The organism is Cellvibrio sp. KY-GH-1 (genome assembly GCF_008806975.1).
In the GTDB taxonomy this organism is placed as follows: domain Bacteria; phylum Pseudomonadota; class Gammaproteobacteria; order Pseudomonadales; family Cellvibrionaceae; genus Cellvibrio.
On the sequence record NZ_CP031728.1, the window covers coordinates 447,398 to 471,241 of the forward strand.

The 23,844-nt window shown below is 47.7% G+C and carries 21 protein-coding genes; 15 read left to right on the top strand and 6 right to left on the bottom strand.

Annotated features, from left to right (window positions below; genetic code table 11):
* Window positions 1-166: 166 nt before the first annotated feature.
* From D0C16_RS01775 to D0C16_RS01825, 11 genes are all read left to right on the top strand, one after another.
* Window positions 167-2,995: a 2-oxoglutarate dehydrogenase E1 component gene (locus D0C16_RS01775; RefSeq protein ID WP_151030743.1), complete on the top strand. Its 2,829-nt coding sequence runs from the start codon at window positions 167-169 to the stop codon at window positions 2,993-2,995.
* Window positions 2,996-3,055: 60 nt separating this feature from the next.
* Entirely contained in the window at window positions 3,056-4,264 is a 1,209-nt protein-coding gene (gene odhB, locus D0C16_RS01780) for a 2-oxoglutarate dehydrogenase complex dihydrolipoyllysine-residue succinyltransferase (protein ID WP_151030744.1), read from the top strand.
* 119 nt (window positions 4,265-4,383) lie between these two features.
* On the top strand, window positions 4,384-5,823 hold the full coding sequence (gene lpdA / locus D0C16_RS01785; RefSeq protein WP_151030745.1) for a dihydrolipoyl dehydrogenase: 1,440 nt from the start codon (window positions 4,384-4,386) through the stop codon (window positions 5,821-5,823).
* Window positions 5,824-5,945: 122 nt separating this feature from the next.
* Window positions 5,946-7,112, top strand: coding sequence for an ADP-forming succinate--CoA ligase subunit beta (gene sucC, locus D0C16_RS01790; RefSeq protein WP_151030746.1), 1,167 nt, complete (start codon window positions 5,946-5,948; stop codon window positions 7,110-7,112).
* 12 nt (window positions 7,113-7,124) lie between these two features.
* On the top strand, window positions 7,125-7,997 hold the full coding sequence (gene sucD / locus D0C16_RS01795; protein ID WP_151030747.1) for a succinate--CoA ligase subunit alpha: 873 nt from the start codon (window positions 7,125-7,127) through the stop codon (window positions 7,995-7,997).
* Between the two features lie 121 nt (window positions 7,998-8,118).
* On the top strand, window positions 8,119-8,742 hold the full coding sequence (locus D0C16_RS01800) for a MarC family protein (protein WP_151030748.1): 624 nt from the start codon (window positions 8,119-8,121) through the stop codon (window positions 8,740-8,742).
* A 177-nt stretch (window positions 8,743-8,919) separates the two neighbouring features.
* The gene (locus tag D0C16_RS01805) at window positions 8,920-10,554 is read left to right on the top strand and encodes a pectate lyase (protein ID WP_151030749.1); all 1,635 of its coding nucleotides are present in this window, start codon (window positions 8,920-8,922) and stop codon (window positions 10,552-10,554) included.
* A 189-nt stretch (window positions 10,555-10,743) separates the two neighbouring features.
* Window positions 10,744-12,663 carry a biosynthetic arginine decarboxylase gene (speA, locus tag D0C16_RS01810; RefSeq protein WP_151030750.1) on the top strand — a complete coding sequence of 640 codons (1,920 nt, stop codon included), beginning with the start codon at window positions 10,744-10,746 and terminating at the stop codon, window positions 12,661-12,663.
* Window positions 12,664-12,753: 90 nt separating this feature from the next.
* Window positions 12,754-13,953 (top strand): saccharopine dehydrogenase family protein, encoded by a 1,200-nt coding sequence (locus D0C16_RS01815; RefSeq protein WP_151030751.1) that lies wholly within the window; start codon window positions 12,754-12,756, stop codon window positions 13,951-13,953.
* Window positions 13,954-13,955: 2 nt separating this feature from the next.
* Window positions 13,956-15,143: a carboxynorspermidine decarboxylase gene (gene nspC / locus D0C16_RS01820; protein WP_151030752.1), complete on the top strand. Its 1,188-nt coding sequence runs from the start codon at window positions 13,956-13,958 to the stop codon at window positions 15,141-15,143.
* 41 nt (window positions 15,144-15,184) lie between these two features.
* The gene (locus D0C16_RS01825; RefSeq protein ID WP_151030753.1) at window positions 15,185-15,694 is read left to right on the top strand and encodes an RNA methyltransferase; all 510 of its coding nucleotides are present in this window, start codon (window positions 15,185-15,187) and stop codon (window positions 15,692-15,694) included.
* On the opposite strand, the gene D0C16_RS01830 is transcribed toward D0C16_RS01825, so the two are convergent.
* The 6 genes from D0C16_RS01830 to D0C16_RS01855 all read right to left on the bottom strand — a co-directional run bounded on the left by D0C16_RS01830 (window position 15,678) and on the right by D0C16_RS01855 (window position 19,232).
* On the bottom strand, window positions 15,678-16,103 hold the full coding sequence (locus tag D0C16_RS01830; protein ID WP_151030754.1) for a hypothetical protein: 426 nt from the start codon (window positions 16,101-16,103) through the stop codon (window positions 15,678-15,680). The two genes, D0C16_RS01825 and D0C16_RS01830, sit on opposite strands and share 17 nt — an antisense overlap.
* 35 nt (window positions 16,104-16,138) lie before the next feature.
* Window positions 16,139-16,900 carry a TSUP family transporter gene (locus D0C16_RS01835; RefSeq protein WP_151030755.1) on the bottom strand — a complete coding sequence of 254 codons (762 nt, stop codon included), beginning with the start codon at window positions 16,898-16,900 and terminating at the stop codon, window positions 16,139-16,141.
* A gap of 2 nt (window positions 16,901-16,902) precedes the next feature.
* Window positions 16,903-17,154 carry a zf-HC2 domain-containing protein gene (locus D0C16_RS01840; protein ID WP_151030756.1) on the bottom strand — a complete coding sequence of 84 codons (252 nt, stop codon included), beginning with the start codon at window positions 17,152-17,154 and terminating at the stop codon, window positions 16,903-16,905.
* Entirely contained in the window at window positions 17,148-17,756 is a 609-nt protein-coding gene (locus tag D0C16_RS01845) for an RNA polymerase sigma factor (protein ID WP_151030757.1), read from the bottom strand. The genes D0C16_RS01840 and D0C16_RS01845 overlap by 7 nt, the downstream gene beginning before the upstream one ends.
* Window positions 17,757-17,811: 55 nt before the next feature.
* On the bottom strand, window positions 17,812-18,432 hold the full coding sequence (locus D0C16_RS01850) for a DoxX family protein (protein ID WP_151030758.1): 621 nt from the start codon (window positions 18,430-18,432) through the stop codon (window positions 17,812-17,814).
* Window positions 18,433-18,512: 80 nt separating this feature from the next.
* The gene (locus tag D0C16_RS01855; protein ID WP_225318869.1) at window positions 18,513-19,232 is read right to left on the bottom strand and encodes a hypothetical protein; all 720 of its coding nucleotides are present in this window, start codon (window positions 19,230-19,232) and stop codon (window positions 18,513-18,515) included.
* Between the two features lie 233 nt (window positions 19,233-19,465).
* Between D0C16_RS01855 and D0C16_RS01860 the strand changes: the two genes are divergently transcribed.
* The 4 genes from D0C16_RS01860 to D0C16_RS01875 all read left to right on the top strand — a co-directional run bounded on the left by D0C16_RS01860 (window position 19,466) and on the right by D0C16_RS01875 (window position 23,807).
* The gene (locus D0C16_RS01860) at window positions 19,466-20,215 is read left to right on the top strand and encodes an electron transfer flavoprotein subunit beta/FixA family protein (protein WP_151030759.1); all 750 of its coding nucleotides are present in this window, start codon (window positions 19,466-19,468) and stop codon (window positions 20,213-20,215) included.
* The gene (locus tag D0C16_RS01865) at window positions 20,212-21,210 is read left to right on the top strand and encodes an electron transfer flavoprotein subunit alpha/FixB family protein (RefSeq protein ID WP_151030760.1); all 999 of its coding nucleotides are present in this window, start codon (window positions 20,212-20,214) and stop codon (window positions 21,208-21,210) included. The genes D0C16_RS01860 and D0C16_RS01865 overlap by 4 nt, the downstream gene beginning before the upstream one ends.
* Window positions 21,211-21,352: 142 nt before the next feature.
* A complete protein-coding gene (locus tag D0C16_RS01870) occupies window positions 21,353-21,550 on the top strand; it encodes a DUF2788 domain-containing protein (protein ID WP_151030761.1) in 198 nt (65 codons plus the stop codon).
* Window positions 21,551-21,617: 67 nt separating this feature from the next.
* On the top strand, window positions 21,618-23,807 hold the full coding sequence (locus D0C16_RS01875; RefSeq protein ID WP_151030762.1) for a response regulator: 2,190 nt from the start codon (window positions 21,618-21,620) through the stop codon (window positions 23,805-23,807).
* Window positions 23,808-23,844: the final 37 nt, after the last annotated feature.

The window sequence follows — 23,844 nt, forward strand, 5'->3', positions numbered from 1 at the left end:
TGATGATTTGATGAGCGATTTTCGCTCGTTTAATCAAAAACTGTCCGCTGTCGCCTTGGGTGATAGCGACTTAAAAGCGGCGCTTTTAATCACAAGTTGAAAGCGTTTGGTAGCTAACCGCTAGTTGATAGCAGGGGATAGATCCCCAAAGATTAAGGTGGGTGGAATGCAAGACAGCATTATGGAGCAATTTTGGAGTACGTCTCATATTTCCGGTGGGAACGCTGCTTATGTCGAAGAGCTCTACGACACGTATTTACACAATCCTAATGCCGTTCCTGAAGAATGGCGTAATTACTTCGATCAGTTGCCGCGCGTAAACGGCGTACTGACGCAAGATACTCCCCATTCGGTCATTCGCTCTCAGTTTGAGCAACTGGGTAAATCCAGAGTTCGCACCGTGACTGTTGCTGGCGGTTCGGTTAGCGCAGAGCACGAACAAAAGCAAATTAAAGTTCTGCAACTAATTAGCTCTTACCGTTTTCGCGGTCATCAAAAAGCACAGCTCGATCCGCTGGGGTTGATGGTGCGTGAACCCGTTGCAGATCTTGATTTGCAATTCCACGGTTTAACCAATGCAGACTTGGATACAGTGTTTAGCACTGGCAGTTTGTTTATTGGCAAAGAACAAGCGACTCTGCGTGAAATTATCGAAGCATTAGAGAAGACCTATTGTGGTCATATCGGTGCGGAAATCATGCACATCACTCCGTTAGCTGAAAAGCAATGGTTGCAGCAGCGTCTCGAGAGTGTTCGTTCAAATCCGGAATTCACGAAAGAGCAACGTTTGGCATTATTAGAGCGTTTGACTGCCGCTGAAGGTCTTGAACGTCACCTTGATAGCAAATATCCGGGTACCAAGCGTTTCGGTTTGGAGGGCGGCGAGAGCTTCATTCCACTGGTCGATGCGCTCGTAAAGCGAGCTGGTACCTACGGCGCGAAAGAAATTGTATTAGGCATGGCTCACCGTGGACGCCTGAATACACTAATCAATGTGTTCGGTAAAAACCCGGCAGAGTTGTTTGCGGAGTTTGACGGCAAGCGCTCGCTGAACACTTCAGGTGACGTTAAGTACCACTCGGGTTTTTCATCCAATGTGATGACTCCCGGTGGTGAATTGCATATGGCGATGGCGTTTAACCCATCGCATTTGGAAATTGTTTCTCCCGTTGTGGAAGGTTCTGTTCGCGCCCGTCAGGATCGACGTAAAGATGCAACCGGCGCAAAAGTTGTGCCTATTAACGTACACGGTGATGCTGCATTCGCAGGCCAGGGTGTGGTGATGGAGACATTCCAAATGTCTCAAACCCGTGCTTACGGTACTGGTGGTACTTTGCACATCGTCATCAATAACCAGGTTGGATTTACGACCAACAAGCGTGAAGACGCGCGTTCGACAGAATACTGCACTGACGTTGCCAAAATGATTGAGTGCCCGATTTTTCACGTAAATGGTGATGATCCGGAAGCAGTATTGTTCATTGCGCAGTTGGCGATGGATTATCGTTACGAGTTCAAAAAAGACGTGGTGATCGATTTGGTTTGTTATCGTCGCCGTGGTCACAACGAAACGGATGAGCCGTCCGCAACTCAGCCGCTGATGTATCAAGTTATCCGTGCCCTAAAAACTACTCGTACGCTTTACGCGGATAAACTCGTTGCGGAAAATCTGTTAACTCAAGCGGCGGCAGACGATTTAACGACTAATTATCGCGCCGCTCTGGATCGTGGTGACCATGTTGCCAGCGGTTTGGTAAGTGAGCCTGATCGTAGTTTGTTTGTAGATTGGACTCCTTACATTGGCCACGATTGGTTGACTCCCGCTGACACTGGGATGGATTTAAAATCATTGCAAGCTGTTGCGAGTAAAATGCTCACTATTCCTGAAGGTATAGTGGTGCAGAAACAAGTTGAGAAAGTGTACGAAGATCGCCGCAAAATGGCAGGGGGCGCATTACCACTGAATTGGGGAATGGCTGAAACCCTGGCTTATGCCACCTTGCTTGAGCAAGGGTATTCTGTCCGTATGACCGGCCAAGATGTTGGACGCGGTACTTTCTCGCACCGCCACGCAGTCGTCCACAGCCAAAAGGATGGCAGTTCTGCAACCCCGTTAAAGAGCGTTAATGCTGCGGTAGATTTTGATCTCTACGATTCCTACCTGTCGGAAGAAGCTGTGTTGGCTTTTGAATATGGCTACGCAACTACAGCGCCAAAAGGTCTGGTGATTTGGGAAGCGCAATTTGGTGATTTCGCCAATGGTGCTCAAGTGGTTATCGATCAATTCATCACTTCCGGCGAACACAAGTGGGGACGTCTGTGCGGTTTGACTATGTTGTTGCCGCATGGTTACGAGGGGCAAGGACCTGAGCATTCATCTGCACGCTTGGAGCGTTTTATGCAGTTGTGTGCCGAACACAATATTCAGGTGTGTGTGCCTTCAACACCCGCCCAGGTTTTCCACATGTTGCGTCGTCAGGCAATTCGCCCAATGCGTCGCCCGTTGATTGTGATGAGCCCGAAATCGTTATTGCGCCATGAATTGGCAACATCAACATTGGAAGAGTTAGCAAATGGCAGCTTCCAAAATGTAATCACCGATGTAAATGTTGATCCGGCAAAAGTTCAACGCGTTATATTGTGTAGCGGCAAGGTCTATTACACTTTGTTAAAAGAGCGTACCGCGCGCAATCTGGATAACGTTGCATTAATTCGTTTGGAGCAGCTGTATCCATTCCCTGAGGCAGAATTGAAGGCTGCCTTGGCACCTTTCAAAAATATCAAAGATATATTCTGGTGCCAGGAAGAACCGATGAACCAAGGTGCTTGGTACAGCAGTCAGCATCATATGCGTCATGTAGTTGCTGATGTATACGGTAAGGCTCTGCACCTTGATTACGTGGGGCGTGAGCCTTCAGCTGCACCAGCAGGCGGTTATATGTCTGCGCATATCGAAGAAGAAAAACGTTTTGTAAACAAAGCTCTCACTGTGTGAGAGCTTTTTAACTGATTGAGTTGATCAAATAATCCTAGCGCTACAGAGAGATGGAATAGCATGAGTATCGAAATCAAAGCCCCTACATTCCCTGAATCCGTTGCAGATGGCACGGTAGCAACCTGGCATAAAAAACCTGGCGAAGCTGTCAAGCGCGATGAACTGATTGTTGATATTGAAACTGACAAAGTTGTATTGGAGGTTGTTGCACCGGCTGACGGTAGCATCTCCGAAATTCTGAAAGGCGAAGGTGAAACTATCCTGAGCAATGAAGTAATTGCGAAATTTGTTGAAGGTGCTGTGGCAGGTGCTGTGGCAGGTGCTCCAGCGGCCGCTAGTGCACCTGCTGCTGCCGCTCCAGCGGCTGAAGTAGCGAAGACCGCTGCTGTAAATCCTGCGGCGCGCAAGTTGGCGGAAGAAAATAATGTAAACACGGCGTCTGTTGCTGGTTCTGGCAAAGACGGTCGTGTATTGAAAGAAGATGTTGCCAACCACATCAAATCAACTCCGGCCGCTGCCGCTCCCGTTGCAGGATCGCCTGCGGCAGCAATTGAAGCAGTTGGTGACCGCGTTGAAAAACGTGTGCCAATGACTCGTCTGCGTAAGCGTATTGCCGAGCGTTTGCTTGAAGCATCTAATACTACTGCAATGCTCACTACCTTTAACGAAGTGAACATGGCTCCAGTAATGGCACTGCGCGCAAAATACAAAGATCAATTTGAAAAAGCGCATAATGGTTCGCGTTTGGGCTTTATGAGTTTCTTTGTAAAAGCGGCTGCTGAAGCGCTGCGTCGTTTCCCGGTTGTGAATGCCTCTATCGACAATAACGATGTTGTTTACCACGGTTATCAGGACATTGGTGTTGCGGTTTCTACCGACAAAGGTCTGGTAGTTCCTGTATTGCGTAACGCAGAAAATATGAGCCTGGCAACTATCGAAAACACCATTCGTGATTTCGGTCTGCGCGCGCGCGATGGCAAGTTGGGCATTGAGGAAATGTCCGGTGGTACTTTTACTATCACCAACGGCGGTGTGTTTGGTTCATTGCTCTCCACTCCAATCCTGAACCTTCCTCAATCTGCAATTTTGGGTATGCACAAAATTCAAGAGCGTCCAATGGCAGTTAATGGCAAAGTGGAAATTCTGCCAATGATGTATCTGGCGCTGTCATACGATCACCGTTTGTTAGACGGTAAAGAGGCTGTGCAATTCCTCGTAACTATTAAAGATCTGCTCGAAGATCCAGCACGCATCCTTTTAGAAATATAAGGTGTTAGAACTTTAATCTGCTGTTTTGAAACGCTCTTGGCAAACTAAGAGCGTTTTTCATGTAAAGGGTTACTGCTCACAAGGTTGTAGCCGACTGTTAATAATTTAGGAACATTGTTATGTCTGAAAAATTTGATGTGGTCGTTATAGGTTCCGGCCCGGCGGGATACGTTGCCGCGATTCGCGCAGCACAGCTCGGCCTGAAAACTGCGTGTATCGAAAAGTGGCGCAATGAAGAAGGCAAGGGTGTTAATGGCGGTACCTGCTTGAACGTAGGCTGTATCCCTTCCAAAGCGCTGCTCGACAGTTCTTACAAATACCACGAAGCAAAAGATGATTTCGCAGTGCACGGTATTACTACATCAGGTGTTGAAATCAATGTTCCTTCGATGATTGCGCGTAAAAACCAAATCATCAAAAATCTGACTGGCGGTATTGCTGGTTTGTTTAAAGCTAACGGTGTTACCAGCGTATTTGGTACCGGTAAATTGTTGGCGGGCAAAAAAGTTGAAGTGACTGACCACGAAGGTAAAGTCACTGTGCTTGAAGCAAATCATGTCATTCTGGCTTCAGGTTCTTACCCGATTAATATCCCTGTTGCTCCTGTTGATAATGACGTAATCGTGAATTCAACTGGCGCTTTGGAGTTCCAATCTGTACCGGCGCGTTTGGGTGTAATTGGTGGCGGTGTAATCGGTCTGGAATTGGGTTCTGTATGGAACCGTTTGGGCTCTAAAGTGGTTGTGCTGGAAGCCATGGATTCTTTCCTTGGCATGATGGATCAACAAATCGCGAAAGAAGCGCAAAAAATCCTGGGCAAGCAAGGCTTGGATATTCGCACTAGTTCACGCGTTACTGGCTCAAAAGTAGATGGTAAAGAAGTCGTTGTTACATATCAGGACAAAGATGGTAAAGAGCAACAAGAAACTTTCGACAAATTAATCGTGTGTGTAGGTCGTCGTCCTTACACTGAAAATCTGTTGGCTGCCGATTCAGGTGTGAATCTGGATGAGCGCGGTTTCATCTTTGTAAATGAACAATGTGAAACCAATGCGCCAGGTGTTTGGGCAATTGGTGACGTGGTGCGTGGCCCGATGCTAGCGCACAAAGGTTCTGAAGAAGGCGTAATGGTTGCTGAGCGCATCGCTGGTCAGAAATCACAAATCAATTACGATATTATTCCAAGCGTTATTTACACTCACCCGGAAGTTGCCGCTGTTGGCAAAACCGAAGAGCAAGTAAAAGCGTCTGGCGAGCCTTACAATGTGGGTACTTTCCCATTCGCGGCCAGTGGTCGTGCAATGGCAGCTAACGAAAGCCACGGTTTGGTAAAAATTATTGCTCACGCCGTAACTGATCGTATTCTTGGTGCCCATATTGTTGGCCCAAGCGCTGCGGATCTGGTTCAACAAGTGGCGATTGCAATGGAATTCGGTTCGAGTGCGGAAGATCTGGGTATGATGGTGTTTGGTCACCCAACCCTGTCTGAAGCAATCCACGAAGCAGCCCTGGCAGTGCATGGCCATGCCATCCACATTGCCAATAAGAAGAAGCGTTAAGAGAACCATAGAGTCCTCGTTTTTTAGGCGGGGGCAAGCTCATAAGGTTTGCCTCCATCGATAACCCAAGTTGGACTGTGTACTAAAACGCTAATCCAACCATCGTCAAATGGAACTACACCATGAATTTGCACGAGTATCAGGGTAAGCAACTGTTTGCCCAATATGGTTTGCCTGTTTCTAAAGGCATTGCTGCTGCAACTGTTGAAGAAGCTGTTGCTGCTGCTGATCAAATCGGCGGCGATATGTTCGTCGTTAAAGCTCAGGTTCACGCTGGTGGTCGCGGTAAAGCGGGCGGCGTAAAACTGGTTAAAAGCAAAGACGAAATCAAAGCCTTCGCTGAAAAGTGGTTGGGCAAGAATCTGGTGACCTACCAAACAGACGAAAAAGGTCAGCCAGTTAGTCGTATCCTGGTTGAAACCTGTACTGACATCGCCAAAGAATTATATTTGGGTGCAGTAGTAGATCGCTCTTCACGTCGTATCGTGTTCATGGCATCTACCGAAGGTGGTGTGGAAATTGAAAAAGTTGCACACGACACTCCAGAAAAAATTCTGAAAGTTGCTGTTGATCCGCTGGTTGGTGCACAGCCATTCCAGGGTCGTGACTTGGCTTTCAAACTCGGTTTGGAAGGCAAACAAATTAACCAATTCGTGAAGATTTTCTTAGGTCTTGCGCAATTGTTTAAAGAGAAAGATTTAGCTCTGTTGGAAGTTAACCCATTGGTTATCACTCCAGCAGGTGACTTGCACTGCCTGGATGCTAAGTTGGTAATCGACGGCAACGCTCTGTACCGTCATCCAGAATTAAAAGCAATGCAAGATCCATCACAAGAAGATGCGCGTGAAGCTCATGCTGCTGCTTGGGAACTGAACTACGTTGCTCTGGGTGGTGACATCGGTTGTATGGTTAACGGCGCTGGTTTGGCGATGGGCACCATGGACATCGTTAAACTGCACGGCGGTCAACCTGCCAACTTCCTCGACGTAGGTGGTGGTGCAACTAAAGAGCGCGTAGTTGAAGCGTTCAAAATCATTCTGTCTGATGACGCAGTAAAAGCCGTATTCATCAACATCTTCGGCGGTATCGTACGTTGCGACATGATCGCAGAAGGCGTAATCGGTGCAGTTAAAGAAGTAGGTGTAAAAGTACCTGTTGTTGTTCGTCTGCAAGGTAACAATGCTGAGCTGGGCGCTAAAGTGCTGGGCGAAAGCGGCCTGAACATCATTGCCGATACCGACTTGACTGGCGCCGCCAAGAAAGTTGTTGCAGCTGCTGCGAATCAATAAGGGGCGAAGAACATGAGCGTTTTAATTAACAAAGACACCAAAGTAATTTGCCAGGGTTTCACCGGTGCGCAAGGTACTTTCCACTCTGAACAAGCGATTGCTTACGGCACCAAAATGGTTGGTGGTGTAACTCCAGGTAAGGGTGGTCAGACTCACCTCGGCCTGCCAGTGTTCAACACTGTTGCTGAAGCGGTTGCTGCTACTGGTGCTGATGCATCGGTAATCTACGTTCCGGCTCCTTTCTGTAAAGATTCTATTCTTGAAGCAGCTAACGGCGGCATCAAGCTGATCGTTTGTATTACTGAAGGTATCCCAACCCTCGATATGCTTGACGCAAAAGTGAAGTGTGACGAGTTGGGCGTGCGTTTGATTGGCCCTAACTGCCCAGGTGTTATCACTCCGGGCGAGTGCAAAATCGGCATCATGCCAGGCCACATCCACAAGCCAGGTAAAGTAGGTATCGTTTCTCGTTCAGGTACGTTGACTTACGAAGCAGTTAAGCAAACTACTGACTACGGTTTCGGTCAATCTACTTGCGTAGGTATTGGTGGTGACCCAATCCCAGGCTCTAACTTCATCGACATCCTGAAGTTGTTCCAAGCTGACCCACAAACCGAAGCGATCGTAATGATCGGTGAGATCGGTGGTTCTGCGGAAGAAGAAGCGGCTGCTTACATCAAAGCAAACGTAACCAAACCTGTTGTGTCTTACATCGCTGGTGTAACTGCACCTGCTGGTAAGCGCATGGGTCACGCTGGTGCGATTATTTCTGGCGGTAAAGGTACTGCTGACGAGAAATTTGCTGCACTGGAAGATGCTGGCGTGAAAACTGTTAAGAGCTTGGCCGATATCGGTAAAGCACTGAAAGAAATCACTGGCTGGTAATTTTTACCAACAGGTTTCTGCGAAAAAGGCGATCTTCGGATCGCCTTTTTTATTTTTTAAAATTCCGCCTAGACTTAAGCATAACCAGATTCGATCCTAATTAGATGGGTGAAGAAACGTTATGCTCGAAATCACTGAATACACCAAATTCCTCATCGGTCTTTTAGCCATCGTCGATCCACTGGGGGCCATCCCGGTATTTATCGCATTAACGGTGCATCAGAGTCACGAGCAGCAGGTTAAAACTTCTCGTCTTACGGTAATCTCTGTATTTACCGCATTAATGGTTGCCTTGTTAATTGGGGAGTGGATTCTCTGGGCCTTCGGTATCAGCATTGATGCATTTCGCTGCGCTGGCGGAATCATCTTGTTGTTGATGGGGCTGACGATGTTGAAGTCCCGTGGGCATACCCCGGCTGATATAGAGGCCGCGCAAGATGAAACTATTGCCCTGGTTCCCTTAACTATGCCGCTACTCGCGGGGCCGGGTGCTATGAGTGCGGTGATTGTGTATGCGCACCAATCCAATTCAATTCTGCATTATGTGGCGATTACTGGCTGTATTTTATTGGTGAGCTGTTCGCTGTGGTTGTGTTTTAAATTCCTGCCCTGGTTTCGTCAGCATTTAAGCAAACGCAGTATTGTGATGTCCACCCGGGTGATGGGCTTGTTGCTTACTGCCATTGCGGTGGAGTTTATTGCTGGCGGAATAAAGGGGATGTTTCCCCAAATTGTCGGCGGATAGTTGCAGCGCTAAAAAATGTTAAGTTGGTGCCATTGCTTTCAAACGCATCTATTATGAATTGATAAATTAATAAATATTTTATTCGGCACTGGTTTGGTTAGTCCTTTTCATTAAGCGTAATTACGCAATTAATAATAATTTCCTGATTTTTATTGGGAAAGGTAAAAGAGACCGACTATGCCTCTCATCAATCGCGCTATTCTTTTTTTAATAATCCTGATTGCGAGCAATCGTGGTCACACTGAAAACGTGAGTCGCGAACAAACACTTCTCGCTATGAAATCTGCTAGCCAATTTATGCTGCAAAAGGCCAGCTATCGCGGTGGATTTGTGTGGTCCTATTTGCCAGATTTTTCTCGCCAATGGGGAGAGCTGGAAGCGCGCCGCACCATGGTGTGGATGCAACCACCTGGAACATCGAGTGTAGGGCATTTAATGTTGGATGCCTATCATGCAACAGGTGATGAATTTTATTATCGGGGTGCTCAACAGGTTGCTGCGGCAATTACCTTTGCGCAACAGACCAATGGTGGATGGAATTATGTGGCGGATTATGCGGGCGAAGCATCTTTAAAGGACTGGTATGCAACCATTGGCAAAAATGCCTGGCGATTGGAGGAGTTTCAACACTATTACGGCAACGCTACTTTCGATGATATGGGCACCGCAGAGGCAGCAAAATTTTTATTGCGCATCTATTTGGAAAAGCGCGATGAGCAGTATCGCGGGCCACTTTATAAAGCCATAGATTTTGTTTTGAATAGTCAGTATCCCATCGGCGGTTGGCCGCAGCGTTTCCCGTTGATGTACGATCATCCTTATCCTGATCACCCCGATTATTCATCATTTATCACCTTTAATGATGATGTGGCCGCAGAAAATATAGATTTCCTGTTGATGTGTTATCAAACCCTGGGTGAATCACGTGTACGTGAGCCAATCATTCGCGCGATGAATGCATTCATTGTTACTCAACTTGGACAGCCGCAACCCGGGTGGGCCTTGCAATACACCACTGAGTTACAACCCGCTGGCGCGCGCTCTTATGAGCCACGCAGCTTGCATACACCGACTACCGCAGAAAATATTTCGCAACTGATTAAATTTTATCGTTTAACAGGAGAAACAAAATTTCTGGCGCGCATTCCTGAAGCGCTGGATTGGCTTGAGTCGCTAACACTTTCCGACACTAAAGCACTTGAGGGTCGAACTCATCCAGGCTTTGTAGAGCTGGGCACAGGTAAGGCGCTATTCACGCACAGGCGTGGTTCCAATATTGCTAGCGGGGAATATTATGTGGATCATGTGTCGGGCAATATGTTGGCACATTACAAATCCGCCGCGACAATTCCGGTTGGCGAATTACGTAAAGCCTATCAAGAGGTGTTGACAATTCCAGCGGCAGATGTGAATCGCTATTCTCCTTTGCGTGAGTCGGTGCGAATGGCGTTGCCAAAGTATTTCACGCTCGGCAAAGTGAGTTTTTCCGATTTGAATTTTCGCGCGCAAGCGGAACATGAAAATACTCGCAATAATTCCCTGCCGGCTCAGGTGCATAAATTAGTTAATGAACTAAATCCAGAAGGCTACTGGCCAACTCCGCTTTACTACACCACCAATCCTTATGTGGGGCTGCCACCTGCCGGCAAGGCTGGGCGAGGCGATAAGCGCTACGCGAATACTATGGTGGGGGACAAATGGGATACCTCCCCATATCCTGTTAAAACGCCGGTGATGGGAATTTCCACCGGTGCCTACATTCGCAATATGGGCGTACTGATTCGTTATCTGGACACTAATAACCTTCCTTAACAACCCGGTGGGTTAGCAAGCCGGGCTCGATGGGCTAAAATTTGCCCTCGCAAAGAGGTATGGAGTGGACCTATGCCTTTATTTTTCATAAAAAATGTGGACAATTGCGCGCCATTTTTACTTTTGTGTCGCCGCGTTGCTGGCGGCGCATCAACGGGGGCAACCCACCTGAACAGGAGTTGATGAGCCTTGAATACCACAGAAAAAAATATTGAATGGAATACCCGCCGGGCCGCTGAACTTTATGGCATTGAAGAGTGGAGTAGCGGATATTTCGGAATTTCTCCTGCCGGTGAAGTCGTGGTGCGCGCACCTACGACCGAAGGTGATGCGACCGTCTCGCTGATGGAGATCGTTGATGGAATGCAACAGCGCGGTTTGCAAATGCCGGTGTTGCTGCGCTTGGAAAATTTGGTCGATAAGCGGATTAGCATCCTGAATGATTCCTTTGCCCAGGCGATTGAGTCCAGCGGCTATCGCGGCCAATATCGCGGCGCATTCCCTATCAAAGTAAATCAGCAGCGTCATGTGGTGGCGGAAATCGCCCGTTTTGGCGAGCGTTATAACCATGGGCTGGAGGCAGGCAGCAAAGCGGAGTTAATGGTTGCCCTCGCGATGCTCACCAATCGCGAAAGCCTGATTATTTGCAACGGCTACAAGGACGCGGAATTTATTTCGCTGGGATTGCAAGCGCGCAAATTGGGCTTTAAATGTTTTTTTGTATTGGAAACATTGAGCGAACTGCAATCCGTCATTGAGCGTAGCCGTGCCTTGAATATTGAACCGCTCATTGGGGTGCGGTTAAAACTTTCCACCAAAGTGGAAGGGCACTGGAGCGCAGACAGCGGTGATCGCAGTTTGTTTGGTTTAAATACCAATGAATTAGTAACAGTTATTGACACATTGCGCGATGCGAATTTATTGCATTGCTTTCAATTGCTGCATTTTCATTTGGGTTCGCAAATTCCCAATATTCGCAGTATTCGCTCTGGGGTTTTGGAAGCCTGCCGTTATTATATTGAATTGGTAGGCGAGGGCGCACCGCTGGGGTATCTGGATTTAGGTGGCGGTCTGGCGATTGATTACGACGGAACCTGCAGTACCAATGGACATAGTCGCAATTACTCAGTGCAAGAATATTGTATTGATGTAGTAGAGGCGATTCAGGAAAGCCTGGATAAACATCGCATTCCCCACCCGGTTATTGTTACTGAATCCGGTCGTGCCACAGTCGCGCACACCTCAATTCTGTTATTCAATATTCTCGATGTCACCAATTTTGAGCCTACGGCCTTGCCCGCAGATTTACCGCAGGGTTGTCATGAGATGATTCATAATTTGTGGCTCTCGCTTGCAAGCATTCACCTATCGAATCTGCAAGAGTCATATAACGACGTAATGTACTATCGCGATAAAATTCGCGACTTCTTTCACTCGGGTGATATCAGTTTGCGCCATCGTGTATTGGCGGAAAATATCTATCTTGCAGCACTGCAAAAAATTGCATCGCTCTTGCCACAGATGAAGCGTATTCCTGCGGAGCTGGAAAGCTTGCCGCAATTGTTGGCGGATATTTATTACGGCAATTTCAGTGTGTTTCAATCGCTGCCAGATTCCTGGGCGATTGGCCAGGTGTTTCCGGTAATGCCGATCCATCGCCTGAATGAAGAGCCAAGTCGCCATGCGATTATTGCGGATCTCACCTGTGACTGTGACGGAAAACTGCAAAAATTTGCCAGCCCTGAAGGTGAGTCGTCAACGATTGCGTTGCATCCAATAAAGGCGGGGGAGGAATATTACCTGGGGGTTTTTCTGGTGGGTGCTTATCAAGAAACCCTGGGGGATTTGCACAATCTCTTCGGTGATACCAACGTAGCAAGCGTGCGAATTAATGCAGACGCGAGTATCGATTTCGTTCACGAAATTCATGGCGATAGTATTGCTGATGTGCTGAGTTACGTGGAATACGAGCCCAATAGTTTGTATCAACAGTTTCGTCAAACGGCGGAGCAGGCGGTGCGCGACGGTATTATCAATGTCGCAGATCGCCAGCAAATGCTGGCTGCTTATTCGGAAGGGTTGCGCGGTTACACCTATTTCGAAAAGTAAAATCACCTTTTTAAATTTAACGGGGGCCATTTTTTATGGCTCCTCGTTTCCTATTTTTTAAAATCCTGGCGTTGTTGGTGGAGTAGATGCATGGCTAAAGTGTTAATCATTGGTGCGGGTGGTGTTAGTGGAGTAGTGGTGCATAAGTGCGCTCAGTTGCCGGACGTATTTACTGAAATCGTGTTGGCCAGTCGCACAGAGTCAAAGTGTCACGCGATTGCAGCCCAGTTAGATCGCCCTATTAAAACCGCGCGCGTAGATGCAGATAACGTTTCCGAGCTTGTTGCCTTGATTAACGATGAAAAGCCGGATTTGGTCATTAACGTTGCCTTGCCTTATCAGGATTTAACAATCATGGATGCCTGTCTTGAAACCGGTGTGAATTATCTGGACACGGCAAATTATGAGCCATTGGATACTGCTAAATTTGAATATTCCTGGCAGTGGGCTTATCAAGATAAGTTTAACAAAGCAGGCATCACTGCGTTGTTGGGTTCCGGTTTTGATCCGGGCGTCACTAACGTTTATACCGCCTATTTGAAAAAACATTATTTTGATGAAATCCATTATTTAGATATTATCGATTGTAATGCGGGCGATCACGGCTTGCCTTTTGCGACTAACTTCAATCCGGAAATTAATATTCGCGAAGTGACTGCGAATGGACGTTATTGGGAACATGGTGAGTGGGTAGAAACGCCGCCCTTATCGGTAAATCAGTTATTTGAGTTTCCGGCTGCAATCGGCCCCAAAAAAATTTATATGATGTACCACGAAGAATTGGAATCGCTGGTTAAACATTTCCCGGAAATTAAGCGCGCGCGTTTTTGGATGACCTTTTCTGACAATTATTTAAAACATCTGGAAGTATTAGGTAATGTCGGCATGACGGGTATTGAACCCATCATGTTTGAAGGGCGAGAAATCGTGCCGCTGCAATTTTTAAAAGCCCTATTGCCGGATCCAGCGAGCCTTGGCCCCTTAACTAAAGGTAAAACGTGTATCGGTTGTTTGGTGCAAGGTATTAAAGACGGAAAGCAAAAAACACTGTTCGTTTATAATGTATGTGATCATCAGGCGTGTTATCGGGAAGTGAAGTCCCAAGCAATTTCCTATACGACCGGTGTGCCGGCAATGATCGGTGCGAAAATGATCCTGGAAGGAAAATGGAAAAAGCCAGGCGTCTGGAATATGGAACAGCATGACCCGGATCCATTTATGGATGATCTTAATAAGTACGGTTTGCCTTGGCAGGTGGTAGAAATCGATCCAAACGTTATGAAAAACTGATTATGCAAAAACGCGAATATTTTACTCAGTTTGACCCCGCTCGAGTGCCATCACCTTGTTTTGTCATTGATAAAGCAGCGGTGGAGGATAATTTAAAAATCCTTAATCGTGTTCAACGCGAGAGTGGCGCAAAAGTATTGGGTGCATTAAAGGCGTTTTCGTGTTGGAGCTTGGCGCCCTTAGTGCGCGAATACCTTTCCGGAACCTGCGCCAGCGGCTTGCATGAGGCGCGTTTGGGGAAGGAAGAATTTGGTGGTGAAGTTCACTGCTATTCCGCGGCTTATAAGGAAGCGGATTTGCTTGAGATTTTACAGGTCGCAGATCATGTATTGTTTAATTCCTTTTCACAGTGGTCACGCTTTAAACCATTGGCGTTAAAGGCGCAGCAAAAACGTCCTGAATTACAATTTGGTATTCGCATTAACCCGGAGCATTCCGAAGGCGAGGTTGCGCTTTATGACCCTTGCGCGCCTTGTTCGCGCATGGGCGTGCCAATTGCTGAATTTGAAAAAGCGGTGGAGCAAACCCCGGATATTCTTGATGGCATCTCCGGCTTACATTTTCATACTCTGTGTCAGCAAGATCTGCCGCCATTAGATCGTACTCTGAACATCGTAATAAAAAAGTTTGGAAAATATTTCAAACAGATTGGCTGGATCAATTTCGGGGGTGGGCACCATATTTCACGTGAGGATTACCAAGTTGATGATTTGATCGATATGCTCAAAAACTTCCAGGCGAATTATGATCTGCAAGTTTATCTGGAGCCAGGTGAGGCGGTAGCCATTCGTAGCGGCGTGTTGGTGGCAGAAGTGTTAGATATCACCTGGAACACCATGGCGCAAGCGATTCTGGATACATCGGCAACCTGTCATATGCCCGATGTATTGGAAATGCCGTATCGCGCCGATATTGTGGGGGCTGGCATGCCTAATGAATTGCCACATACTTATCGCCTGGGTGGTATGACTTGTCTGGCAGGAGATGTGATTGGCGATTACTCTTTCGCGCAACCTCTGCAAGTAGGTCAGCGCTTGATGTTTGATGATATGGCACATTACACCATGGTTAAAACAACGACCTTTAACGGTATTAATTTGCCGGCAATTGCTCTTTGGGACTCGCGCACCAATCAATTGGACGTGATTCGCGAATTTGGTTACAGTGATTTTAAGCACCGCCTCTCCTGATATTGAACAATAATTTTTCTGGTTCGTGACGAATATCCTCCATGCAAAAAGCTCATTCTTTTATCGGTTTAGTGAACCCCAAAAGTCCGACTAATGTGGGTATGGTGATGCGGGCGGCTGGCTGCTTTGAAGTGGATGCAGTCTTCTATTCCGGTACGCGTTTTGAGCGTGCGCGAAAGTTTGCGACTGACACCAAAAATGCACAAAGTAAAATTCCCTTAACGTATGCGGAAAACTTACCTGACGCACCTGTCGCTGGTGCCAAACTAGTTGCTATTGAATTGATTGAAGGTGCTGTGCCGTTAATGGACTTTGTACATCCGGAAAATGCCTATTATATTTTCGGTCCGGAAGATGGTTCGTTAAAAAAAGAAATTCTGGATGCGTGCGATCATGTGGTTTATATCCCTACCATAGGTTGTATGAATTTGGCAGCAACGGTTCATGTGGTGCTTTATGATCGCATGAGCAAATCGGGTAGGGAGGTCATTGCGCAGCGCCCGATTGCAGATAATCGCGATGTGAATAATAACATCACAATTTCGCGCTAACTATTTCCTCTTCAATAACAAACTCGGTATTTTCCGGGGATTTTGGTGTGAGTGTTTGCCGGGGTGTTTGTGCAGCATTCGGCCCTATTTCGTTAGGGCACTCCCCATTACTTTCTAACCAATAGGCCGTATTGCCAGCCAATGCAATCGAGCCTGATACCAACGTGCTGGAGACTGTAGTGAATGCCATTCCTGCAAGCTCTGCAGAAATATCCCATGCGCAATAGTTATTGTCGCAACTCCAGTTTCTGTCTGAGCTTATATCTTCCGTAGCAAGCGAGAATTTCTGTACGGCGACCTTACATTTTGGATCGTAGCTCGCCGTTTGTTTGGGAACTACCACACACGCGGATAAGCAGGTAATCAGCATCGTCAACAGGATGTATTGGGAGTGATTTTTGAAATTCATAGGGCCGGCTCCCGCTAGGTGATTGTTTCAAATTCTTAGGCGATAAATTCCCTATACCAATATTGCCCCAGCATGATTAAACAGATTGTAACAATCAGTATCCGCAGTATTTTCGGGTTTACCTTGAATAGATAGTGTGAGCCCAGCCATGCTCCCAGTATTTGACCAAGAATCATGGCAATTCCTGCCAGCCAAATCACTTGCCCCGCTGCGATAAAAACCAAAAGTGAGGCAATGTTGGTAGCGAAGTTTAATGGTTTGGCTGTTGCTGTCGCTTTAATCAATTCCAGTGCGCGTAAACTAACGCCTGCTACCGCCAAAAAAGAACCTGTTCCTGGGCCGAACATGCCGTCATAAATACCGATACCGGGAATAACCACGTTTTTGTAGGAGCTTTCGGAAATGCGTGGTGTTTCGGTTTCCAGTTTGAAATAAGGCGCGCTAATAAAATAGGCCGCAATAATAATTAACACCAGTGGGATAACAAAACCGAGCACCTTGGTGTTAATAAATTGCACCAGTAGGCTGCCGATAACAGCCCCGATAAACGCCATCAACATCAGCGGTTTTAAATTTTCCCAGTGGATTTTTTTGCGTTTGAATAATAAAAAACTGGCGGTGCCGGAGCCAAAGGAACTTTGCAATTTATTGGTGCCCAATGCAGCCAGTGGTGGTACGCCGGATACGACCAAGGCCGGGATGGTGATTAATCCGCCGCCGCCAGCAAGCGTATCCATAAATCCGGCAATCGCTGCAGCGAAAAACAAAAACACCAGGGTCTCCAGCGCAAATTCCATTGTTAGCGTTTATCCTGCTGCGATTCTTGTTTTATTTTCTGCTGCAGCTCTTGCCAGATTTTTTCGGTATCGGTTGCCGGTTCTGTAAGTTGGGATTTTTGCGCTACTGCCTGGGTGATCTTTAAATGCCGGACAAAACGCCTGCAATTGGCGCACATCATCAGGTGCACGCGAATTTTCCAGGTTAACGGAGTATGAGTATCTTTATCCAGATATTGGCTGGCCAGAGTGGCAACTTGTTTGCAACTTAACATGAGCCAGTCTCCTGATAGCGGTCGATCACTTGCATCAAGGTCAAGCGTGCGCGATGTACCAGCACTCGCACGTTAGCGGCGCTGACATTGAGAAGATTGCAAATATCGTCAAAGGATTGTTGCTCCATGTCGCGCAAAATAAACGCCGCTTTCTGTGTGGGTGGAAGCAGGTTCAATGTTTTTGCGATGCAGTGCTGCAATTGTTTTTCTTCGAGTAGCGCCTCTGGTGATTCATTGTTCCATTGCGAAATTGGGTTTTGCCAATGACCATCGCTTTTAAAATTGGCGGTGTCCAGATAACTGCCCGGTGTTTCACCATCCAGTTGTTCTAACGAGACCATGCGCGATTCTTTGCGTAAGCGCGCTTTGGCTTGATTACTTACAATAGTTAACAGCCAGGTTTTGAGTGATGCGCGCCGCTCAAAACCGGCAATATTTCTATATACCGCTACCCATGATTCCTGCACGATTTCATCGGCAAATACGTCGCCTACAATCGCGCGCGCAATACTCAGCATCAGCGCCTGGTACTGGCCAATCAAATAGCGAAATGCCTTATCGTCACCGGCAATGAGTTGTGTAATAAGCAGGTTTTCATCCATGGGATTACGCAGCCTGAGTCAAGTAAAAAACAGGCTGCCAGCTTAGCACTACTCATTAAGCAGGATAAGTTAGTGGAACGCTTTTTTTGCGCTGCCAGTATTGGGTGAGCCAATAGTCCAGGCTGTGGTATTTGCCTGCTCCCAACCCGATTAGCGCCAGTAACATAATTAAATAGGTCGCAGCAAACTCAATACCGTTATTCAAAATCACAAATTTACCGCTTGCAGTTAACCATTCGTAATTGCCATGTTCTTGTAAAATGTCACGCGCTCGCGCGAGCTTTTCGGGGGCGGCCATCACCTGTTCGTTGGCAAATGGCGCATGGGCATCGGCAATTGCCTGCCAGCCGTTTTCCCAGTGCACACTGGTAATAGCAACCAACATTGTCACAATCAGTGGAATGGAAATCAGGCGGGTAAATAAACCTACGGTTAACAAGATAGCACCGGCTAACTCGGTTGCGGTGGCCAGGAATGCCAACAGCCACGGAAAGGGAAGCCCAAGTCCCCAGTCGCTGTTGCCAAACCAATCGACAGTATCGTCAAACGAATTGAGCTTATTGATGCCGGCCATCCAAAAAATGGGGGCGAGGTAAAAGCGTAGCAGCAGGCTTGCGAGGGTGGTGCTACCTTTGGAGAGTTGTTGATACGCTTGAGAGATGAGTGAGTCGGTCATATGACACCTACAGGTTCCTTCAGTAAATTGGATAAACCTGTAGATGTTTGGGAAGTGGAATTGTTACAGGGGATTGCTAATTATTGTTTGAGACTTTCAGCTTCTTTTTTAAGAGCTTCATCCAAATCCAGTTCCTCCTGGGTTGGAACCGGCAAGGTTTCGTTGACTTTGTTTTCTACAGCCTGTTGTACCTCATCTTTCTTCTGCTGAAGACTGGAATCAACTTTCTTTTTCACCGCTTCCCCGGTTGCTTCAAGTGGGTTCTCAATAATTTTTTGCACGTTCTTCAATGCTTTTTGTTTTTCCTCCAGCGCTTGCTTGGCGGCTTGGGCTTTGTCATAAGCGGTTTGCAATTCTTTGGGTAATACCGGGGTAATTTTTTCTTTGGCGTTTTCAATTTGCTCGGAAAAAATTTGCGGTGTGCCGTCTTTGATTAACATTACTGCCATTTGGTTGGTGTCCGCATTCCATACCATCCCGGCTTTATCGGTTATGGCTTGCACTTCTTTCGGCGCGTAGCGGGATGCAACGTAGAAGAGCGCGCCTTCCTGCTGGATTTCCTGAGCGGTGCGCAGGAGCTTCATCGTGGGTTCGTATTTGTCCCCCAGTAGTGCAGTCATACGATCTTTAATCATAGGGGTTTCAAAAAGATTAACTTCGTTTGGATCAAAACCCACTAGTGGCTTTAAGAACGACCACATCAGTTTACTTTGCAATTTATTACCGATTAGCAAGGAGGATACACAGGCCGAGAGGAATAGACATATAAAGGCAATAGTTGCAATTTTGGTAATACGCATAACAAATATCCACAGGTTAACCGGGCTAATTTGACCCGCTGAAAAAAAAGTGCAAATTGTGATGGATGTGGACTTGTGCGTCCAGCAATGCATGGGACTTTAGACGAAATTGCTTGCGACTGGCTATAATCACCTGCCGGGTAGTAAAGTTGATTGCTACCCTGTTAGTTTTACCCGTCAGACTTTATTGAAATGAATAGCGTGGAATTTCCCGCTATCACAAGGAATGCGTCTTGAAAATATTAGTAGCTATCAAGCGCGCTGTGGACCCGAATGTCCGCGTGCGCCCCCTTCCAGATGGCAGTGGTATGGATATCGCCACCGCCAAAATGTCGATAAATCCCTTCTGCGAAATTGCGTTGGAAGAGGCAATACGCCTGAAAGAACAAGGTGTCGCCTCCGATGTTGTTGTCGTGAGTATCGGGCCTGTCAATGTGCAGGAGCAGTTGCGTGCTGCTCTGGCTCTGGGTGGTGATAGGGCCATTCATATCCTGACGGATAATCCGTTGGAGCCTCTGGCGATTGCCAAATTACTTAAGCCAATTGTCGAGCGCGAGCAACCGGGTTTGATCCTGCTGGGCAAGCAATCCATTGATGGCGATAACAACCAGACCGGCCAAATGCTCGCGGCCTTGTGCGGTTATCCTCAGGGAACCTTTGCCTCAAAAGTGCGGGTGGTTGGTGACGAAGTAGAGGTCACGCGAGAGCTCGATGGCGGCTTACAAACGCTGGCACTGCGGTTACCGGCAGTTATTACCGCTGATCTACGCCTTAATCAGCCGCGTTACCCAACCATGCCGAACATTATTAAGGCACGCCAAAAACCATTAGCGGTGATTAGCGTGGAAGAGCTTGGGGGCGTAGCGGAGCTGCGGGTTGCTACGGAATCTCTGGTTGCTCCCAAGCCGCGTCCATTAGGTAAGCAACTGGCGACGGTGGATGAGTTATTGGAAAAACTGCGCAAGGAGGCACAGGTATTATGAGCAGCGACGCCTTAGCAATCAGAAAAGTATTGGTAATTCTTGAGCCGGCAGACAGTGGGCTGGGTGTGGCCAATCTACAGGTACTTGGTGCTGTGACTGCCTTGCGTCAGCATCTCACGCTTGAATGCGATCTGGTACTTTGCGATTCCTCTATCGCGCAACAGCAAGCGGCGCTGCTTGTGGCTCAGGTTAAGCAGGTGCTGTATCCGGAGGCGATGCCGGATAGCCTCGCAGAAACGCTGGCTCCCTGGTTAGCCAAGCTGGCGGATGCCTACGACTATATCTTGATTGCTTCCTCGTCATTTGGAAAAAACCTCTTGCCGCGTTTGGCAGCTTTGTTGGATACCCAGCCCATCAGTGATGTTATCGCGTTCGATTCTGCAACCCGGTTTAAGCGCCCCGTATATGCAGGTAGTGCCATCGCCAGCGTTACCACTGAACAAACTAAAAAGCTTCTCACCATTCGCACCAGTGCATTTCCTGCGGCGGCAACCGGCTCCTCGATTGTAACTTCATCGATCGCAACTGCTTCAATTACCACTTCCACGGCGCAATTGGTCAGTATTGCGGGTCCGGCGACGCAGCATCTTAGTCGGGTAATTAGTGAAGAAAAAGCGGTGCTGGAGCGGCCGGAGCTGGCATCGGCACGGGTAGTTGTTTCAGGGGGCAGGGGGCTGCAATCCAAGGATAACTTTGGTCTTGTCTATCGGCTGGCCGATAAACTGGGTGCTGCGGTAGGCGCCTCGCGGGCGGCCGTTGATGCGGGCTTTGTTGCCAACGACATGCAAGTGGGGCAAACCGGAAAGGTTGTAGCGCCCGAGCTGTATATTGCCGTAGGTATCTCCGGTGCAGTCCAGCATCTCGCGGGCATGAGCGAATCGCGCGTCGTTGTGGCGATTAATAATGACCCGGATGCCCCTATTTTTCAGGTGGCGGACTATGGTTTGGTGGGGGATTTGTTTGATGTCCTCCCCGAATTGATTGAGCGACTGTAAAAACCTCGTTAAAAGCCGCTCAGGGAGCGGCTTTTTTATCGCTGTGCGACAGATTACCTGAATTCTGACTACACTCGAAATCACCTATTTATTGCAAATTTTCGCTACAATGGCGCCCCATTTTACTCAGGCGATAGCGACCATGAATCTGGAGCAGTTTGAAACCCTCGCGATGTATGTTTGCGGCGGCGGTTTAGTGATTTTTATGTTTTTTATTGTGTGGGATCTGGCCAAAAAATCGAATGCTGGTAAGTTCGGCACCTTCGTGCTCTTCGGTGTTTTGGGGTTTGCGATTATGGTGTTTGTGATTAAGGAAATCGCTGTTCACTTGTTGGGGTAAAACCTGACGGATTTAGTCAGCGACAATTCCACCCGCTTTTTAGACAAACTTTTTGATTAGGAAAGTTATGTTTCATTTTTTTGTTCCCTCCAGCAAGGTTCAGAAAGACCGCGCCATTATGCGTGAAACGGATGCGCGAGTTGCCAAATACAGCCGCCGTGGGCTAATCCTCAATTTTCTGGTTTTTGTGCTGTGCCTTGCCTTTGGTGATTTTGAGCAAAAGGAACACAACACCGCCATAGTTCTGGTAACCGGCTTGCTGCTGGTGACCTTGGTGCGCAGTTATTATCTGTTTCGCTTTGATGCACTATATGCACGTGCGCCGGCGCGTTGGCGCAATCAATATTTTTTCGCGTCGTGCTTGGGCGCTGCCTGGTGGAGCGTCATTCTGGTAACCCTGACCTGGGTGCAAGGAATGCGCGATGAAACCCTCGTGATGTGGCTCTACTCAGTCGTGTTTTATTCCAGCGTGGCCAACGTTTTTGCACCCTATCGCCATTTCTTAACGCTCTACCTCGCGATCGGGCAAATACCTGCAGCGATTACCGCTTTATTTTTAGCTAACGCCGACGGCTTGTTGTACGGCGCAATTATGTTGATGTTCTATGTCATGTTGTCACATCAGGGCAAGGTGACTTCGTTAGCGTATTGGGAGCGTCTGGAGGCTCACTATGCACTGCGTGAGCGCGCACAGGGTTTGGAAAATGAAAAGCGCAGCTCGCAAGCACAAATTGAATTGAAAAATGAGTTTTTAGTAAACCTCGGGCAAGAAATTCGTTCGTCTATCAGTGATGTGATGAGTACTCTGTCATTAATCGACGATAGCCAGCTCTCCGAGCATCACCGCGAGCTCCTTTCCACCGCGAATAAGGCTGCGGGGCGACAGATAGATCTGGTTAACAACGTGGTCGACTTCTCCAAAATTACCACCAAAACGCTGGTGCTGGATGAAGTGGAATTTGATCTGCGCCGTGTGTTGGAAAAATTTGTGCAGGATTTTACGCTCGATGCGCATCAGCAGGGGGTAGAGCTGTATTACATGTTTGATCCCAATATGCCGTTGCGCGTAAAAGGCGACGTGGCGCGCTTGAATCAGATTCTCGCAACTTTGCTGAATCACACCCTCAAGGCCAGTCGAATCGAGCATGTGTTTATTGAGGCTCGCGTTCACCAGGAGCAGGATGACTTTGGTGAGTTGCAAGTCATTATTAGTGATAGCGAGAAAAATGTTGCCGGTGAAAACGATCCCGATGCACACGAAAGTAACCATGTCGGAATTGGCTTGGCCATATGTAAAGGGTTGGCGGAATGTATGGGGGGGAGTATCCACCTGCGCGAAAATAAAAATCGCGGCAACCGCATTTTTATTAACGTTGCTTTGCAAATCGTTTCCCATGAAGAGCGTCGCTTTGGTTCAGAACAAAAGCTGCGTGGCAAGCGCGCACTGCTGGTAGACCCGCCAGAAAGCAACTCCAATGCGTTGGCGGATGAGATAAATGCCTGGGGGATGAGCGCTGTTGTTGTGGCGGGGCAGGAGCAGGCAATTGCTCGGCTAACCGAGCAGGCGAAAGCGGACACGCCATTCGATTTGGTGTTGATTTTTACCAAACTCAATAACATGAACGGGTTGGCCTTATCGCGCGAAATTGTCGCTCACCCGGAAATTGCCACGGTTAAGCAAATTATCGCGATGAGTATTTTGCAAAGCGACAGTCCGGAAATGCGCTTGCATTTGCGCAGCTATCCGCAAGTCTGTGTGATTGAAAAACCGATTATGCGCAAACGCCTGCACGATGTGGCCATCCAAAAGTTGCTAAACGTGAATATGGATGAGGAGCGCAAACCCTATGAGCGCGATGCTACGCTTCTCGCAGTAGTGCCCAGAGTATTGCTGGTGGAAGATCACCGCGTTGACCAGATGGTTATTAGCGCTATGCTGAAAAAGCTCGGCTGTTATGTACAGGTCGCGCACAATGGTTTGGAAGCCGTGGAAATTGTTGAAAAGGAACGCTTTGATCTCGTGTTAATGGATTACGACATGAAGGAAGAAGACAGTTTGCGCGCGACGCAAAAAATTCGTGATTATGAGCGTACAACTCACAGCTTGCGCCATCTGCCTATTGTTGCCGTAACTGCCGCGCAAATTGAAGCTTGCCAAGATGAATATTTAGCCGCGGGGATGGATGACTATATCGCAAAACCGATACGCTATGATGATCTGGAAGCGCGGTTGCAACGCTGGTTGGAAAAAGCATGAGTCAGGCCGCCAAATGAGTAAAACGAAAAGAAGCGTT